At 60.3% G+C, this 17077-nt stretch carries 13 protein-coding genes; 12 read left to right on the top strand and 1 reads right to left on the bottom strand.

What is annotated here, in order from left to right; translation table 11 throughout:
* Positions 1 to 491 precede the first annotated feature (491 nt).
* From ACXAD0_RS06005 to ACXAD0_RS05975, 7 genes are all read left to right on the top strand, one after another.
* Entirely contained in the window at positions 492 to 2276 is a 1785-nt protein-coding gene (locus ACXAD0_RS06005) for a trans-sulfuration enzyme family protein (RefSeq protein ID WP_475087459.1), read from the top strand.
* 241 nt (positions 2277 to 2517) lie between these two features.
* The gene (locus ACXAD0_RS06000; RefSeq protein WP_475087458.1) at positions 2518 to 3012 is read left to right on the top strand and encodes a YHS domain-containing (seleno)protein; all 495 of its coding nucleotides are present in this window, start codon (positions 2518 to 2520) and stop codon (positions 3010 to 3012) included.
* A 294-nt stretch (positions 3013 to 3306) separates the two neighbouring features.
* Positions 3307 to 4755 (top strand): S1C family serine protease, encoded by a 1449-nt coding sequence (locus ACXAD0_RS05995; RefSeq protein WP_475087457.1) that lies wholly within the window; start codon positions 3307 to 3309, stop codon positions 4753 to 4755.
* Positions 4746 to 5816, top strand: a complete 1071-nt coding sequence (locus tag ACXAD0_RS05990; protein WP_475087456.1) for an FHA domain-containing protein — start codon at positions 4746 to 4748, stop codon at positions 5814 to 5816. Before ACXAD0_RS05995 ends, ACXAD0_RS05990 begins: the two co-directional genes overlap by 10 nt.
* Positions 5813 to 6904 (top strand): histidinol-phosphate transaminase, encoded by a 1092-nt coding sequence (gene hisC / locus ACXAD0_RS05985; protein ID WP_475087455.1) that lies wholly within the window; start codon positions 5813 to 5815, stop codon positions 6902 to 6904. Before ACXAD0_RS05990 ends, hisC begins: the two co-directional genes overlap by 4 nt.
* Before the next feature lie 103 nt (positions 6905 to 7007).
* On the top strand, positions 7008 to 7874 hold the full coding sequence (mepA, locus tag ACXAD0_RS05980) for a penicillin-insensitive murein endopeptidase (RefSeq protein ID WP_475087454.1): 867 nt from the start codon (positions 7008 to 7010) through the stop codon (positions 7872 to 7874).
* A gap of 41 nt (positions 7875 to 7915) precedes the next feature.
* A complete protein-coding gene (locus ACXAD0_RS05975) occupies positions 7916 to 8908 on the top strand; it encodes a D-alanine--D-alanine ligase (protein WP_475087453.1) in 993 nt (330 codons plus the stop codon).
* Positions 8909 to 8981: 73 nt separating this feature from the next.
* Here ACXAD0_RS05975 and ACXAD0_RS05970 read toward each other — a convergent pair whose 3' ends face one another.
* Positions 8982 to 9548, bottom strand: a complete 567-nt coding sequence (locus ACXAD0_RS05970; protein WP_475087452.1) for an HNH endonuclease — start codon at positions 9546 to 9548, stop codon at positions 8982 to 8984.
* A gap of 897 nt (positions 9549 to 10445) precedes the next feature.
* Between ACXAD0_RS05970 and ACXAD0_RS05965 the strand changes: the two genes are divergently transcribed.
* The 5 genes from ACXAD0_RS05965 (at position 10446) to ACXAD0_RS05945 (ending at position 17046) form a co-directional block, all read left to right on the top strand.
* Positions 10446 to 11786 carry a DUF7133 domain-containing protein gene (locus ACXAD0_RS05965; protein ID WP_475087451.1) on the top strand — a complete coding sequence of 447 codons (1341 nt, stop codon included), beginning with the start codon at positions 10446 to 10448 and terminating at the stop codon, positions 11784 to 11786.
* 58 nt (positions 11787 to 11844) lie between these two features.
* On the top strand, positions 11845 to 12099 hold the full coding sequence (gene xseB, locus ACXAD0_RS05960) for an exodeoxyribonuclease VII small subunit (RefSeq protein WP_475087450.1): 255 nt from the start codon (positions 11845 to 11847) through the stop codon (positions 12097 to 12099).
* Between the two features lie 9 nt (positions 12100 to 12108).
* The gene (locus tag ACXAD0_RS05955) at positions 12109 to 13026 is read left to right on the top strand and encodes a polyprenyl synthetase family protein (protein ID WP_475090318.1); all 918 of its coding nucleotides are present in this window, start codon (positions 12109 to 12111) and stop codon (positions 13024 to 13026) included.
* Between the two features lie 166 nt (positions 13027 to 13192).
* Positions 13193 to 15109 carry a 1-deoxy-D-xylulose-5-phosphate synthase gene (gene dxs / locus ACXAD0_RS05950; RefSeq protein ID WP_475087449.1) on the top strand — a complete coding sequence of 639 codons (1917 nt, stop codon included), beginning with the start codon at positions 13193 to 13195 and terminating at the stop codon, positions 15107 to 15109.
* Positions 15110 to 15153: 44 nt separating this feature from the next.
* Positions 15154 to 17046 carry a DUF885 domain-containing protein gene (locus ACXAD0_RS05945; protein ID WP_475087448.1) on the top strand — a complete coding sequence of 631 codons (1893 nt, stop codon included), beginning with the start codon at positions 15154 to 15156 and terminating at the stop codon, positions 17044 to 17046.
* Positions 17047 to 17077: the final 31 nt, after the last annotated feature.

The following is a 17077-nucleotide window of genomic DNA, read 5'->3' as shown; positions in this document are numbered from 1 at the left end:
CGGAACGGAACTCCATCACATTTTCAACAATTTCGCTCAATTTTTTGTAACAGGCAAAAAAAAGCCGGCAGTAACATAAAGCTACTGCCGGTCCGAATTGATGGTCCCAGCCATCGACGGTTACAACAACACTATCAAGAGCGAAATGGAGCATCCTTGCCCCTGCCAGGCCCTTCCTAAAAACCCGTTGCGCTAGGCTCAAACGCTTGGGGTCGGCCTGACCATCCAGCTTGCGCTGAATACGTCTCCGTACGGTGCTGTGCTAGTTATGGCTCTATCACAGCGCTCCGATCCTTCGGATTCTGTGTTCAGGGTGACCTCCGTGCCGGTAGCTCCAATCCATCAGCTACCCCTGAACGCTTGAACGCCAATTTACGGATGTAAGGATTACAGGTCTATCACAGTGGATTACAGGTAATTACAGCGCCCGCCTGCACCTTCCCTGAGCCCCGCCGTCTATAACCAAATGAGGAAAAACCGGCGAGGGCAGCATGGCCAATTCCATCGATAGCGCACGACTCCTCTCCCCGCGGCGCAACACCTCCAGCGCCACGGACCTGGATGCACTGGCAGACGAACAACTGCAGCATTTCGGCATAGACGCGGGCAGTGAAGAAGGGCAACGGTTGCGGGAAATTGCCCTCAACCTGTACCGCGCCCAGGGCAGTCTGGCGGCATTGTGTGCCGCCGGCACGGCGGCGCTGGCGGGGCTCGACCGGCAGCAGCGTATTGGGCATTTCAATGCCAAACGCTTTATCAGCTTTCAGCTGGCCAAGCTGTTACACCAGTTGCAGGAGCCGCTGCGCAGCGGCTTTGCCGACCTGCAGGGCAAAGAGGATTTCAACGCCATTACCCGCGGTGGCTATCCGTTGTTCGACAATATCCCGGCGATCTTTTCCGCTACGCCGGTGATTGCCCGTACCGCCACCTATATCTATGCCTGCACCGAGTGGATCGACGATGCCTTTCGCGGCCGTGAGCCCAGCCACGATATCTACTCGCGCCTGCTGAACCCCACCTCGATTGCGCTGGCCAACGCCATGGTGGCTGTCGAGTGCGGGCCCCATGCCGCCGACTATATGGCGTGGAACTTCAATTCGGGGATGGCCGCTGTCGACGCGCTGCTGGCCAACCAGCTGCGCCATGGCGATGTGTTGATTGTGTCGCGGAACGTGTACGGCGGCGTGCACCAGATCCTGGTGGACCACTATGCACGGGCCGACAAACTGGCGATCAAGCTGGTGTGGTTCGACGGCACCAGTGCAGAGGAATTTAACGCCGTGCTGGCCAGCGCTCGCCTGCAGCATAAGCAAGCACTTACCGACGGTGCGCGCATCCGGGTGTATCTCGAATCCCCCTGCAACCCCCATGGCACCATGCTGGATGTGCCCGCCATCTGTGCGGCAGCCCATAAAGAAGATCTGCTGGTCATGCAGGACGCGACGCTCGCCACCCCCTACCTGTACCGGCCGTTGCGCCGTGAAAACAAGGCAGAACGACCCGACTTTGTCCTGCACTCCTATACCAAAGACATCGGCGGCGCTGGTGCCGCGACCGCCGGTGTCGTTATCGGTCCGGCCAACCGGATGTTTATCCCCAAGGGCGACCAGAGCGATGGCATCGACTGGAGCGAGACGCTGTTCTGGGATGTGTATTACATCAAGGGTGCCTTCCTCGATGCCGACAAGGCCTGGCAGGTACACGAGGGCCTGCGCACGCTGGAGCTGCGCATGCTGAAGAAGTGTATCAACACCCTCGGCCTCGCCCACTATCTGGCCAGCCACCCCCAGTTGCGTGTGAGCAGCCATGCACTCGAAGGCGACACCAATGCCCCGCTGCGTGAGCGCTTACTTCGCCACGGACTGCCGGTACCGCTGTTCACGATGGACATGGAAGCGGCCAGCTTGCCGCGGGAAGCCTTCCAGCGCTTCTTCGATTCACTGGAGCCCGCCTTCGGGCAGATGGTGAGCCTGGGCCAGACCAATACCATGGTGCTGTGCCCGGCGCTCACCTCCCATTCGGAACTGTCCGCAGAATCCCAGCGCGCCGCCGGGATCTACCCCACGACTTTACGGGTGTCGGTGGGCGACGAAGACATGGCGCAACTCATCGCGCAGCTACTTTGCTGTGCACGCCTGCACCTGGATCCGGTCAGCCCCGGTTTCAGCGATGGCTTTATGTCGCCCGGTGAAGCGGACCAGATGCTGGCGCGTTTCTATACGGAAGTGCATACACGCGTGGCCGCCGCGATGCCCCAGGTGGCGGACTACCTGTAGCCCTGGGCACCATCTCTTTGACCAACCACGGCGCAGGACTGCCCGGCTCAGGTTTTAGACGCAGCCATCAGCATCCGCCGCGCATTTCCGGGCTAACAGGCCGGACCTGGCACATTGCTGTCGGTTGGCGCGGGTTTTCTTGACAATGGCGCCCGTTCCAGCGCACCTTCAATCGCAGGGTTAATGACGTACCTGCCCTTGATTCAAAACAACACTTTGAAGCAAACCCCAAGGTCGCTCTATGTTCCAACGTCTCGCTATTGCCGTACTCCTGCTGCTAACTTCCCACTTCGCGCTCGCCAGTGACAGTCAACAGACTGCCGACTCTGGAGTGATCCCGGCAGACACCAATGTTTATTCCCATATGTTCCGCGACGCCCTCAAAGGCGCCGATATCGTCGCTTACTATGGTCTTGAGCCCGGCAGTAAATCGGTGAAAGGTTCGGCAAAGATCACCCATCAGTGGGCCGACGTGACCTGGCGCTTTGCCACGGAAGAAAACCGCGATTTGTTTGCCGCCAACCCGGAAAAATATGTACCGGCCTATGGGGGCCATTGTGCATATGCCATGTCCAAGGGCTTTGAGGCACCGCCGCGCCCTGACAGCTGGGTAATCATCGATGGCAAGCTGTATCTCAACAACAATGACAAATCCCGCGAGATCTGGGAGCGGGATGTCGAAGGCAATATCGGCAAGGGCGACCAGAACTGGGTAAAAATTAATTCCGCCGACTGAGCATCGCGATACCCACCAGGCCGCTCTCTGTTTCGTCAGAGCGGTCTGCAGCAAGCCCCTCGCGCAGACCGGCGCGATTGCCCGACAAATGAATCTGGCGGCAAAACCAACAAAACAGAAAACGTTCTGGCGCCGCGGCACTTGACCTTTAACCCGGGTGGCGCGTGCTATTCAGCCTTTGTATTACCGCTTGCAACCCCACGTATGATCGTGGTTGTCGCGCCGGCGCGCGCTTGTTGCACTACCCTATATCCCGTAACATCAATCTCCTTTGCCCATTATTCAAACAAATTCATGCGCATTCCCCTTTCGCGCCTTTGCGCGCCACTGCTGGCATTCGTGTGCTGTAGCCTGTTGTCGAACACGGCCATGGCGCAGGGTTTCGAAAACCTGTACAGCGAATATCGCGACACGCTTTACCAGATCCGCCTCATTGAAAAGACATCCAACTCCAAAGCCTCCATCGGTTCTGCATTCCAGATTTCTGCCGATGGCCTGTTGGCGACCAACTATCACGTTGTAGCGGAGGCGGTGAGCGAGCCGGAAAAATACCGGCTGGAATATATTTCGGTGGATGGCAGGAAGGGCATCGTGTCACTGCTGGATCTGGACGTCATCAACGACCTGGCCATTCTGCGTCAGGACCGACCCGGGCCGAAATACCTGGAGCTGGCCAGCGCTGCGCCCCGTCAGGGGGAAACCATTGTCTCGCTGGGCAACCCTCTCGACCTGGGGATGACCCTGATACCGGGTACCTACAACGGTATTGCCGGCGGCAGTTTCTACGATCGCATTCACTTCGCCGGCTCCATCAACCCGGGCATGAGTGGTGGCCCCGCCATTAACCTGCAAGGGCAGGTAGTTGGAATCAATGTGGCTACCGCGGGCAACCAGGTGAGCTTTCTGGTGCCGGTCGAAAAACTGGACCGACTGGTGACGCGCCTGCACAGCCGCGGGGATACCAAGGCCAACCTGCAGGAAGTGACCCATCAGCAACTGCTCGATAACCAGCAGCAGATTATCGACAAGGTACTCGGTGCCGAATGGAATACCCTGGCGCTGGGCGAGGCATCGGTGGTGGGCGAAATCGTGCCGTCCATCCAGTGTTGGGGGAATACCCAGGAGAGTGACGACAACCCGATCAAACAGATCATCAAGGGCTGTACCGGGCAGGATGTGGTGTTCCTCGCTGAAGACTTCAATACCGGCCGGGTGGAATATGAGTTCTTCTGGTTCGAGGCCGAGGACCTGATGCCGATGCGCTTCTATGCGGAGTATGAGCGCGAGATGAGCAGTTTCTATCCGGGCAACTCTGCCAGTGAAGAAGATGTAACCAACTTCAACTGCAAGCAGTCGTTCACCTCGCAGGCACGCACCAATGGCAAGCCCCCGAACGGCGACCAGAGCAGCACAAGCCAGGACAGCGAAACTCAGAATACAACCGCTGAGAATGGCAACGCACAGCAGACCGCGCCATCAGACCAGACCGATGCTGACGCGCAAGAGCAGCAGGCCAATGGCACATCCGCAGAGACGAAGAACCGCGGGCCGGTGATCGCGCGCACCAGTTTCTGTGTGCGCCGCTACAAAGACTTCCCCGACCTGTACGATATCTTCTACCTGAGCCTGAGCGTAGACCAGAACAACCGCGCGCTGGCCAGCCACTTCACCCTGTCCGGCTTTACCAAGAAATCCGCGGCGGCGTTCACCGAAAAGTTCACGAGCGAAATCCAATGGCCCTGATCATCGAAGAACTGAACCGCGCCCGCCATGTGCAGGCCCGCTATCGCATGGACAGCGATCGCATGACCGTGGGCCGCAGCTTCGCCAACGATATTATCCTCGAAGATATCCACGCCGACGCCAATCACCTGGAGATCCAAAAGGGCGAAGACGGCTTCTTCTACCTGCGCGATTTGGATACGGTGAATGGTACCCAGCTGATCTGCAATGTCTTCGACCGCACCATCAAGCACGGTGATATCGACGAGCGTCGGGTCGAGTCTGGCGATGAAATCCAGTGCGGCCGCACACACCTGCGTATCAGCCATGAAGAAGCGGCAGTGCCGCCTGCCGTGCCCCTGCATTCACTGGAAGGGTTCCTCGAGCATCTATCCCACCCGGGCAAGTCACTGGCGCTGCTCGCAGCAGTGGCCGGCATTACGCTGCTGACTGCCTACCTGGGCTTCGCCGGCTCCTTCGAATGGACCGATGCCGCCAGCCTGGTGCTGGGCGGCCTGGTGGGTCTGCTGGTCTACGCCGCGGCCTGGGCGTTTATCGGCCGCGTGGTGCGCCATGAAACCCGCTTCTTTGCCCACCTCGCCGTCGCCTGTATCGGGGTGCTGGTGTACAACAGCTGGGACTGGATCAGCGGCTTCCTCGGCTTCAACTTCTCCATGAAGCCACTGATGCCGTTCCTGAATTTTGCCGTGCTGGCAGTGATACTGCCGGCCATGCTGTGGTGCGCCTGCTATCTGGCCCTCAACCTGTCCTCAGGCTGGCGCTGGGCCGCGGCACTCATCCTGCCGCTCGGCTTTCTCGGCCTGGGCCTGGCGGAAGATGTGGCGGATATGGGGGACTTCAGTGAGGTACCGGCGATCTCCACCGACCTGATGCCGAAGAAATTTCTTTTGCGCCAACCGGTTCCTATGGATAATTTCCTCAATGAGTCTGCCGGGCTGTTTGATATTCCCCTGAAGCAAAAAAAGGCAGACCAGAACAAGGGCAAACCCGCTGAGCAACAAGCGCCGGGCGATACCCAGCCACAGAACACACCTGACGAGGCGACGGAGACAGATTCGTGAGTAACCCGTTCTGGAGTCCGGCACTGGCGCAACTGCAGCCTTACGTGCCAGGAGAACAACCCCGCGGCAACAAGCTCATCAAACTCAATACCAATGAGCACCCCTATCCGCCTTCGGCAAAAGCGCTCGCTATCCTCCAGGACGAGACCCTGGCCGATGCGCTGCGCCGCTACCCGGATCCCGAATCCACCGAACTACGCGCCGCGATCGCGAAACAATTTGGTGTGGAGACCAATCAGGTATTTGTTGGCAATGGTTCCGATGAGGTACTGGCCCACGCGTTCTACAGCTTTTTCCGTCACGATGGTGAGCCGCTGCTGTTTCCGGACATCACTTACAGTTTCTATCCGGTGTACTGCCAGTTGTACGGCATCGAATATCGTACACCTGCCCTCAAGGATGACTTCAGCATTGACGTGGCCGACTATACCGGCACCGCCACAGGCGTAATCCTGCCCAACCCGAACGCACCGACCGGACGCTACCTGCCGCTTGCGCAGATCGATCAACTGTTGCAGGCGCAACCCAACCGCGTGGTGGCCGTGGACGAGGCGTACATCGATTTTGGCGGCGACAGTGCCGCCAGCCTGATCGATCGCTACCCCAACCTGCTGGTCATCCGTACCCTGTCCAAGTCCCATGCCCTGGCGGGCCTGCGCCTGGGCTATGCATTGGCGCAGCCGCACCTGATTGAAGGCCTGCAACGCACCAAAAATTCGTTTAACTCCTACCCCATCGACAGCGTGGCACAACGCATCGCCACCGCCGCGATCGAGGATACGGAGTGGCTGGCAGACGCGAGTGCCAAGGTGATCGCCACCCGTGAACGTGTCGTTGAGCAGCTCGGCGAACTGGGCTTCGACGTCGTGCCATCACTGGCCAATTTTGTGCTGGCGCGTCCCACCGGGATGGATGCCGAGGCCCTGTATCGGCAACTGCGCGAACGGGAAATCCTGGTGCGTTACTTCAACAAGCCCCGCATCGGTGACTACCTGCGGATTTCCATCGGCACCGATGCCGAGATGGATGCGCTACTCGATGCCTGCCGCGAGATTCTCGCCAGCTCAGGCGCAACCGAGGCATCCTGAAGCACTATTTGTCGCGGGGGTTCCGGGCCAAACAGTGCGCCGCCGCGCAGAGGGCCACAGGGAAGCCTCTATAATGTGCTCTGAATTTCGTGGTAGAGCGTTTATGTTTCGCACTGTCGTTAAATATTTTGTGTCGGCTGCCTGGCTCAGCAGTGCGCCGGTGCTGGCGCAAGACAACCCCTGGGAAGTCATCAAGACGCCTTCAGCCGAACCGCCCGCCAGCATTGGTGAATACACCAATGGCTGCCTGAGTGGCGCAGAACAGATGCCGATGCGCGGCAAGGGCTTTCAACTGGTGCGCACCGGCCGCGATCGCCATTACGGCCACCCCCATACCGTAAGCTTCCTGAAAGATTTTTCAGGCAAGGTCGCAGACAAGGGGCTCGGCCGTTTGCAAATCGGCGATATGTCCATGGCCCGGGGAGGCCCTTTCACCAGTGGCCACCGCAGCCACCAGATGGGACTGGATATTGATATCTGGCTCTCCCAGGACGCGCGCGCTGCCGAGCGTGAGCTCACCCCCTGGGAACGGGACAATATCTCCGCGATTCCCATTGCTGACGCTGCGGAACATCGCCTGATCGAAGAGAACTGGGACAAACGCATTCCCGGTATCCTGCGCCTTGCGTCGGAGGACCCCCGGGTAGCGCGAATCTTTGTACACCCGACCATCAAGCGCAGACTGTGCGATGAGGCGGGCAATGATAACGACTGGCTGCGCAAGGTACGCCCGTGGTGGGGGCACAACTATCACTTTCATGTGCGCCTGGATTGCCCCACCGGTGAACCGGGATGCCGCCCACAGAAACCCGTGCGGGGCACCGCCTGCGGCCCGGAGCTCGACTGGTGGTTTAGTGATGAGTTCTACGCATTACTGCGTGCACCGAAAAAACCGGAACCGAAAAAAGAACCCGCCCCCATGCCACAGCAATGTGAGCGGGTGCTGGCTGCACCGGCAGCCAACCAATAACAAACCGAGCCGCCACAAGCGGCAAGCGAATGGACACCGGCATGATCAAGACCCTACTGATATGTGGTGGAGGCGGCAGCGAACATGACGTTTCGTTGCGCACGGCAGACTTTATCGAGGCGCGCCTCGCGCCCCTGCGCGACCTGGAAGTCTTCCGCGTGGAAATGGACGCAGAGGGTCGCCTGCTCGACAGCGAGGGCCGCGCCCACCAGATTACCCAGTCGCGCCAGCTGGTGAGCGACACCGGCTACAAGCGCGACGTGCATTACATTATCCCTGCAATCCACGGCTATCCAGGCGAAACCGGCGATCTGCAGTCCATGCTGGAGATTTACGGCATCCCCTATTTTGGTTGTGGTCCCGAGGCCAGCAAGAATTGCTTTAACAAGGTCACGACCAAGCTGTGGCTGAGTGCCATGGGCATCGACAACACACCCTATCAGTTTCTCAGCAGCGACCACCCGGAAGAGCTCAGCAAGGCAACGATGGCACTGAAAGAATGGGGGGAGGTGTTTATCAAGGCCTCCAACCAGGGCTCTTCCGTGGGTTGCTACCAGGTCAGTAGCGCGGACGCGCTTGCCCCCGCGCTGGAAAAGGCTTTTGCCCTGTCCCCCTATGTACTGGTGGAGAAGTCCCTCAAGGTGCGTGAGCTGGAAGTGGCTGCCTATCCCTACGATGGCGAGCTGGTAATCACGCCACCCGGCGAGGTACGCGCGCCGTCGGACACCTTCTACAGCTATGAAGAAAAATATAACGAGGGCAGCCGGGCCACCACGTTTGTGGTGGCCGAGGGACTCAGTGAAGCGCAGCTGGGCTGGATCCAGACGGCCTCACACAAAGCCTTTGTCGGGCTGCAACTAAAGGATCTGTCGCGGATTGATTTCTTCCTGACCGAAGAGGGGGATATCTATCTGAATGAGGTGAATACCTTCCCGGGAATGACGTCCATCTCCATGTTCCCGAAAATGATGGAGAACGCCGGACACGACTTTGGCCACTACCTGTCCAGCCTGATTCGCGCCGCGGTCAGCTGAGACTGCCTGACCAGCCATTGTGGCCCCTCGCAGCCGTCGGCCACGGATAAGGTGACCGGCGCAGTTGCGGGGACTAGACCAGCCACCCCTCGCGCCGCCCACTGGAAAACTGGCTGCGCAGGAATTCCATCTGGTCCCCGCGAATCCGCTCACTGTTGATCAACGCCAGGTACTCTGCCGCGTTGGGGCAGAACGGCAGTGCCAGCAACTCCATGTCGATGTCTTCCAGCAGGCGATTGCCTTTGTGCTGATTACAGCGCCGGCATGCCGCGACCACATTTTCCCACACGTCCCTGCCCCCCTTGGACACCGGGTGGACATGGTCTCGGGTCAGCTCCGCCAGGCGGAATTCGCTGCCGCAATACAGGCAGGTCTGTTTGTCGCGGAAAAACAATGCGCGATTGGTGAGCGGTGGCCGCGTACGTGGGCGCGCCATGCGCTCACCCCCACAGGCGATGATCGCGGCCAGATCCAGATAGGAGCGATGCCCGGTGCGATTGAAGCCACCGTGCACACGCTGGACGACGCCGCCCAGCGACCAGGTCACCAGATCGCGCACATACAGGCACGCCGCCTCCTCCCAGGACAACCACTCCAGCGGCTGCCCCGCCAGGTTCAGTCGCAGAATTCTCGCTTCCACTCGCATCCCTCCGCACGGTGTTGGCACCGCACCCTACTGGTAAGCGGCCCGGGAAATCGGGCCAAGAAAAAAGCCCCACCGGTTTCCCGGAGGGGCTTTGAGAATCTGACAGCGCGAAGGGGAGCAGCTTGCCTACCTGATGGAGGCAAGGGGAAATCCAGGTTCACTCTCTCTGAATTACTGAATGCTTCACCCTCCGCCGGCCGCGACATTAATGGCCGGTACGTTCAGATTAAAGCGGATTATTGTTGCAATTTCAAAACCGCGGCACACGATGTGATCACATCATCCGGCAAAGTCGAAAAAAGCGGAAAAAATTCGTGGCTGGCAGAAAATTGTTGGCGGGAGAGGAGTAAACTGGCGGCAGAAGAAAAAATGCAGACCCCAAATGTAAAAACACCGCCCAGGCAATCCGGCCCAGGCGGTGCGTCTCACAGGATGGTGCCCCGTCCTTTGGGGCGAGCGGCAAAAATCCCTTATTCCCTTGCCGCTTTGTTCAGTCCCTTTCGCGTCCTTGCATGTTCATTATGGACAAGGGAGGAAAATTAACTAGGGGGAAATGTCGGAAATTCGTGTGCGAGATATCTCACACGACAGGGAGATGTCTCACAACGCCAGAATGGCTAATAGGGCGAAAATGAATCGTTGCGCTGAGTTGGCAGGAATCTGCGCCGAGGCGTTTGATTGAGGACTCACTATAGTGAGAAATATTTCAATATCAATACAGCCAGAGCAAAACCGTTGAAAAAGTCGCCATTTTTTTACCCCCTTCTGCTGGCTGTCACATTTGGCTTTGCCACGGGCGATTCATCACGCTCCTCTTTTAAGTTGTTGCAACAGGCGTCCGCACAAGCCCCCGTCCCCGTACAGGAAGAAAACGACCGCTCACAGGACACTTTGCACACTCAGGAAGACTACCATGTCACCCTGTTTGCCGAAGACCTGCCCAATGCCCGCTGGATTGTGATCACACGCAACGGTGATTTGCTGGTGTCCCAACCGAAACGCGGTGAGATCAGCCTGGTTTATGCCGATCGCAACGGCGATGGTCGCAGCGACAGCCAGCGTGTACTGATCGATGATCTCGACCGCCCCCACGGCTTGCTGCTGCATGAGGACTGGCTGTATATCGCCGACGCGGATGGCATCGGCCGCGTTCCGTTTGATCATTCTGACGGGCGCCTGGCAGGACGCTACCAGAAGATCCTCACCGGTCTCGAAGCCAGCGGCCACTGGACCAAGTCCATCGGCATGGGGCCTGACGGCTGGATCTACCTGAGCAGCGGCTCCAGTTGCAATGTTTGCGAAGAGAAAGATCCGCGCCGCGCCACGATCATGCGGTTACGGCCCGACGGCAAGGACTTCCAGATTTACGCTACCGGCCTGCGCAATAGCGTGGGGTTTGACTGGTCGCCACGGGATGGCGGCCTGTATGCCACGGACAACGGGCGCGACTGGCTCGGCGATGACTTTCCCCCGGACGAACTGAACCGTATCGAGCATCGCGCCTTTTATGGTTGGCCCTATGCCAATGGCGACCGCGTTCCGGACCCGGACTTTGGCGTTAATGCCAGCCCCGAAATCCAGCGGAAAATTGCCGCATCGCGCATTCCGGTCCACAACTTCGCCGCCCATAATGCGCCGCTCGGAATCACCTTTTTACGTAGCCCGATGCAGGCCTCGGACTATCGCAATGCAGCCCTGGTTGCCCTGCATGGGTCCTGGAACCGCACCGAGCGCGACGGCTACAAGGTGGTTTCGCTGCACTGGGATCAAGCCGGCAATATCAGCCAGCGCGACTTTCTCTGGGGGTTTCTCAGCCCGGATCGCAAGGAGGTCAGCGGCCGACCGGTGGCGATTGCCGAGGATGAAGCGGGCAACATTTACATATCCGACGACTACACCGGCCGAATCTACCGAGTTGCGGCGCGCATGGCGGCCTCGACACCGGCTATTGGCGCGCGCCCCCGGCTGCTGGCCCCGTTGAAGCCGCTGGCTATCGACAGCGGCGCCGCCGCCCGCGGCGAAGTGCTCTATCGCGAGCATGCCTGCGGCACCTGCCACGATCGACAGTCGCCCCTCACCGGTTTGTCGAAAAAGTATTCGCTCAAGGCCCTGGCCGACTATTTCGATGCCCCTACCCCGCCCATGCCGAGCTATCCGCTCAGCGACCGGGAGAAACGTGCACTCGCCCATTACCTGATGCTGCGGGAAACCACCGCCAACACCCCAGATTGACCCCCGGCAACCCAGCCGCTAAGGTTGCCGCGGCAAGTACGGAGTAAAAGGCACGACAATGGCAGCGGAGCAGAAACCGGCCTCTTTTGAGCAGGCCCTGGAAGAACTGGAACAGCTGGTAACCCGGCTGGAAGCGGGCGACCTGCCACTGGAGGAAGCGCTGGCGGACTTCGAACGCGGCGTAAAGCTCACCCGAGAGTGCCAGCAGAAACTCGCCAGCGCCGAGCAAAAGGTTCGCGTCCTGATGGAAGAGAGCGGCCAGGTGCAGGAGCTGCCTTTCGATACCCCCGAGCAGCCTGGGGGCGACAACTGAGTGACGGCCCTGCAGACGCCTTCCGTAGACCAGTTGCGGCCTTTCCTGAGCACCTGCGCCCAACGGGTCGAAGCCAGCCTGAAAGCCGCACTGGCCGAAACAACACCGGGCGCCGAGCGCCTGTTTGAAGCCCTGCGCTACGCGGCCCTGGGGCCAGGCAAACGCCTGCGCCCTGCACTGGTGTACGCCAGCGCCCAGGCCGTCGCTGGCTCTCAGGCAGAAACCGGGCCTACCGGCGAGCTGTGCGATAGTGCCGCGGCAGCACTGGAATGCATGCACGCCTATTCTCTGGTCCACGACGATCTGCCGGCAATGGATGACGACGACCTGCGCCGCGGGCGCCCTACCTGTCACATCCAGTTTGATGAGGCCACGGCCATTCTCGCCGGAGACGCCCTGCAAACCCGCGCCTTCGAGCTGCTGCTGGGGAGCAACGCAGACGCGAACCTTAGGCTGGCCCTGCTACAGGAACTGGCCGACGCTTCCGGCGCCGCCGGCATGGTGGCAGGCCAGGCCATCGACCTGGAGGCCGTCAATGGCCAACCGAGTCTGACCGAACTGGAAACCATGCACCGGCTGAAAACCGGCGCGCTGATTCGCGCCAGTGCCCGCATGGGGGCCCTGGCTGCCGGCGCCGATGCCCGGCAATTAACCGCCATCAGTACCTATGCCGAAGCCATTGGGCTGGCGTTTCAGGTACAGGATGACATCCTCGATGTCACTGCCGATACCGCTACACTGGGTAAAACCCAGGGCGCCGACGCCGCGCGCAACAAGCCCACCTATGTTTCCCTGCTGGGGCTCGGGGGCGCGCGCGACAAGCTGAGCGACCTGCATCGCACGGCAACCGACGCGCTGCAGGCGCTCCCCGGTGATGCGAAGCGGCTCGCGCAGCTCGCGGACTACATTGTAGAGCGCGGTCACTAGCCAAAAAATCCCGTCGCCTGCCCCGAAATGCGGGGCCCGCGGGATGCATTCTGCCCCTCACAGGCATACAATCCTCTGTTTCGACTCTGTTGCAAGTGATACCAAAGTGGCAGGCAACCTCCGCGCTCCCAATAGGGAAACGGCGCTGCCCGATACAGGACGTTTGATGTTCGACGAGATACCACGTACACGCCCCCACACTCCGTTGCTGGACAGCATTGACGAGCCATCCCAGCTGCGCGCCCTCGAAGAGCGCCAGCTGCCGGAACTCGCCAGCCAGCTGCGCGAGTACCTGCTGTACTGTGTGGGCCAGACCGGCGGCCATTTCGGTGCCGGCCTTGGCGTGGTCGAACTCACCATTGCCCTGCACTACATCTACAACACACCGGAAGACCGCGTCGTGTGGGATGTCGGTCACCAGACCTATCCGCACAAGATCCTTACCGGGCGCCGCGAGGAAATGCTGACCATGCGCCAGCAGGGTGGCCTGTCCGGCTTCCCCAAGCGCAGCGAGAGCCCCTACGACACCTTTGGCGTCGGGCACTCCAGCACCTCAATCAGCGCTGCGCTGGGCATGGCACTGGGTTCCGAAGAGGCCTCGCGCAAAGTGGTTGCGGTAATCGGTGACGGCGCCATGACCGCTGGTATGGCGTTTGAGGCGCTCAACCATGCGGCCCATACCGAATCCGATATGTTGGTGGTTCTGAATGACAACCGCATGTCGATTTCCAAGAATGTGGGCGGTCTGGCCAACTATTTCGCCAAGATCCTCGCCAGCAAGACCTATCTCTCCATGCGCGAGGGCAGCCGCAAGATCCTGTCGGTGATACCCAAGGCCTGGCAGCTGGCGCGCCGTACGGAAGAGCACGTAAAGGGAATGATTACTCCCGGCACATTATTCGAGGAACTGGGCTTCAACTACATCGGCCCGCTCGATGGACACAACATGCACGACCTGGTGCACACGCTGCGCAACCTGCGCGGCCAGCGCGGTCCGCAGCTGCTGCATATCGTCACCACCAAGGGCAAGGGTTTTGGGCCCGCCGAAGAAGACCCGGTGGGCTACCACGCGCTGAACAAGCTGGAGCCGGAACCGAAGGTACAGGTCGCCGTGCCCAGCGAGCGCAAGCTACCCAAGTACCAAGACATTTTTGGCCAGTGGCTGTGCGATATGGCGGAAGCCGACGAGCAACTGATCGGCATTACCCCGGCCATGTGTGAAGGCTCCGGTATGGTGCAGTTCGCCGAGCGTTTCCCCAAGCGTTTTCAGGACGTGGCCATCGCTGAGCAGCACGCGGTCACCCTCGCTGCCGGCCTCGCCTGTGAAGGCAAGAAGCCGGTAGTGGCCATTTACTCGACGTTCCTGCAGCGCGGTTACGACCAGCTGGTGCACGATGTGGCCATCCAGGACCTGGATGTGACCTTCGCGATCGACCGTGCCGGCCTGGTAGGAGAAGACGGCCAGACCCATGCGGGCAGCTACGACCTGACCTACATGCGCTGCCTGCCCAATCTGATCATCGCGGCACCCAGCGACGAAAACGAGTGTCGCCAGTTGCTGTACACCACATACCAGCACACCGGTCCCGCTGCGGTGCGCTATCCGCGCGGCACCGGACCAGGTGTCACCATTGAACAAGAAATGCAGGCCCTGCCCGTTGGCCGCGGTAGAGTCGTGCGCGAAGGCAATGAGGTTGCGATCCTCAGTTTCGGTACCCTGCTGGCGCCCGCCCTGGAGGCCGCCGAGCAACTTGGTGCGACCGTCGCCGACATGCGCTGGGTCAAGCCACTCGACGAGGCACTGATCGACGAACTGGCAAATTCGCACTCGCTGCTGGTTACCATTGAAGAGAATACCGTTGCCGGTGGTGCCGGCAGCGCCGTGTCTGAATATCTCAATGCACGCGGCACCTTGGTGCCCCTGATGCAGCTGGGGCTGCCGGACAAAACCATCGAACACGGCAAGCACAAGGATCTGCTTGCGGCCATTGGCCTCAACGCTGACGGAATAGAACAACAAGTCCGCCGCCGGCTGAAACAGCTGCGCGGCAAGGACATCCAGGGCCAGGCCGCCGCTGTCTGATCGCGCGACGGCCGCCCTCACGCTTGCATTATCGAGGGGACGCCATGTCTATTCGCCTTATATCTCCGGGCAAATCCCTGCTCACCACCCTGCGCCGCACTGCACTGTCTGTTGGGGTCACGCTCATGGCTGTCCAAGCGACAGCCATGGAAGAAGATGCCTTTGACCAGGCCTTCAAAGCGCTGCCCAAAGACTCTGCCGCCGAGCGCCTCACCGCCCTGCAGGACCTGCGCTACCGCTGGGTGATGGAAAGCTATCCGAGCTGGGCAACCTATCGCGGCTACCCGGGTGTCAACGACCGCTGGACCGATCTGTCCAAGCGCGGCCAGGAAGCGCGCAAGGGCCAGACCCGACGGATGCTATCCGCCAGCCGCAAAATCGACGAGAGCGCGCTGACCGACAACCAGCGCCTCGACTACCAGCTGCTGTACCAGGATCTTCTCAATGAGGTGAAAGGGTTCCAGTTTGCCGACCCGCTAATGCCGGTCACCCATATGAGCGGCATCCAGCGCAATGTGCCCGGCGTTCTCAACAGCATGCCCAAGCGCAGCCAGAGCGATTACCAGGACATCCTCTCTCGCCTGGAAGCGCTGCCTACCCTGGTGGAGCAAACCACCGCGTTGATGCGTCAGGGGCTCAAGCGCGAAGTGACGCCGCCGCAGATCACCCTGCGCGACCTGCCCGGCCAGATCCGTGCCCTGATACCGACTGAGCCCGAACAGAGCCCGCTACTGGGCGCATTCAAGGCAATGCCCGACAGTCTCAGCAAAGCCCAGCAGCAACGTCTGAAACAACGTGCCCACAAGCTGTACCGCGAGGCACTGGTTCCGGCCTGGCGGGATATGGCGGAATTTGTCGAGCGCGAATACATTCCCGGTGCCCGTGTCGATACCGCCTTTACCAGCATGCCGGACGGCCTGCGCTGGTACGCCTACAAGGTGCGCGACAACACCACCACCAGCCTCAGCGCTGAAGAGATTCACCAGATTGGCCTGAGTGAAGTCGCGCGCATCCGCGATGAGATGGAAAACATCATCGAGAAAACCGGCTTCGAGGGCGACTTCAAGGCGTTTACCGAATTCCTGCGCAGCGACCCGCGCTTCTACCATACGACCCGCGAAGCGCTGATGCGCGATTACCGCGACATCGCCAAGCGCATTGATGGCGAGCTACCGGCCCTGTTCGGCAAGCTGCCGCGCCTGCCTTACGGCGTGAAGCCAATTCCGAGCTACTCGGAGAAATCGCAGACGACCGCGTACTACATGCCGGGCTCCCAGGAAGCCGGACGCGCGGGCATCTTCTTTGCGAACACCTACAACCTGCCGAGCCGACCCAAGTGGGAAATGGAAGCGCTGACGGTGCACGAGGCCATGCCCGGACACCACCTGCAGATTGCACTGGCGCAGGAACTGGAGGGCGTGCACCCACTGCGTCGTCTCGGCGGCTATACCGCGTTTGTGGAAGGCTGGGGACTGTATTCCGAGAGCCTGGGCTATGACCTGGGCCTGTACACCGACCCCTACAGCGAATTTGGCGCGCTCACCTACGACATGTGGCGCGCCGTGCGCCTGGTGGTGGATACCGGCATGCACCAGCTGGGCTGGAGCCGCGAGCAGGCCATCGAGTTTTTCATGAATAACAGCGCCAAGCCGTTGCACGACATCACGGTCGAGATCGATCGCTATCTGGTGTGGCCCGGCCAGGCGCTCGCCTACAAGCTCGGCCAGCTGAAGATCAAGGAATTGCGTGCGCGTGCGGAAGAACAACTGGGTGACCAGTTTGATATTCGCGCTTTCCACGACGAGTTGCTCGGCGCCGGTGCCCTGCCACTCAATGTGCTCGAGACTCGCATGAACAGCTGGCTGTCGGCAGAGACGGCCCGCGCCGGCCTGACGCCGGGTATCGAGGGCACCGCTGGCCCCGCGCCGGCAGGTTAATTTCCACCGAACAAAGGCGGTCCCGCATCCC

Source organism: Microbulbifer sp. ABF4_148 (assembly GCF_056158985.1).
This window is presented reverse-complemented; position numbering and strand designations above follow the sequence as displayed.

Excerpts from the sequence above, each read along its gene's own strand:
- ACXAD0_RS05990 (WP_475087456.1), top strand. The coding sequence starts at position 4,746 with ATGGCCCTGATCATCGAAGAACTGAACCGCGCCCGCCATGTGCAGGCC.
- dxs (WP_475087449.1), top strand. The coding sequence starts at position 13,193 with ATGTTCGACGAGATACCACGTACACGCCCCCACACTCCGTTGCTGGAC.
- ACXAD0_RS05995 (WP_475087457.1), top strand. The coding sequence starts at position 3,307 with ATGCGCATTCCCCTTTCGCGCCTTTGCGCGCCACTGCTGGCATTCGTG.
- ACXAD0_RS06000 (WP_475087458.1), top strand. The coding sequence starts at position 2,518 with ATGTTCCAACGTCTCGCTATTGCCGTACTCCTGCTGCTAACTTCCCAC.
- ACXAD0_RS05945 (WP_475087448.1), top strand. The coding sequence starts at position 15,154 with ATGTCTATTCGCCTTATATCTCCGGGCAAATCCCTGCTCACCACCCTG.
- xseB (WP_475087450.1), top strand. The coding sequence starts at position 11,845 with ATGGCAGCGGAGCAGAAACCGGCCTCTTTTGAGCAGGCCCTGGAAGAA.
- mepA (WP_475087454.1), top strand. The coding sequence starts at position 7,008 with ATGTTTCGCACTGTCGTTAAATATTTTGTGTCGGCTGCCTGGCTCAGC.
- ACXAD0_RS05975 (WP_475087453.1), top strand. The coding sequence starts at position 7,916 with ATGATCAAGACCCTACTGATATGTGGTGGAGGCGGCAGCGAACATGAC.
- ACXAD0_RS06005 (WP_475087459.1), top strand. The coding sequence starts at position 492 with ATGGCCAATTCCATCGATAGCGCACGACTCCTCTCCCCGCGGCGCAAC.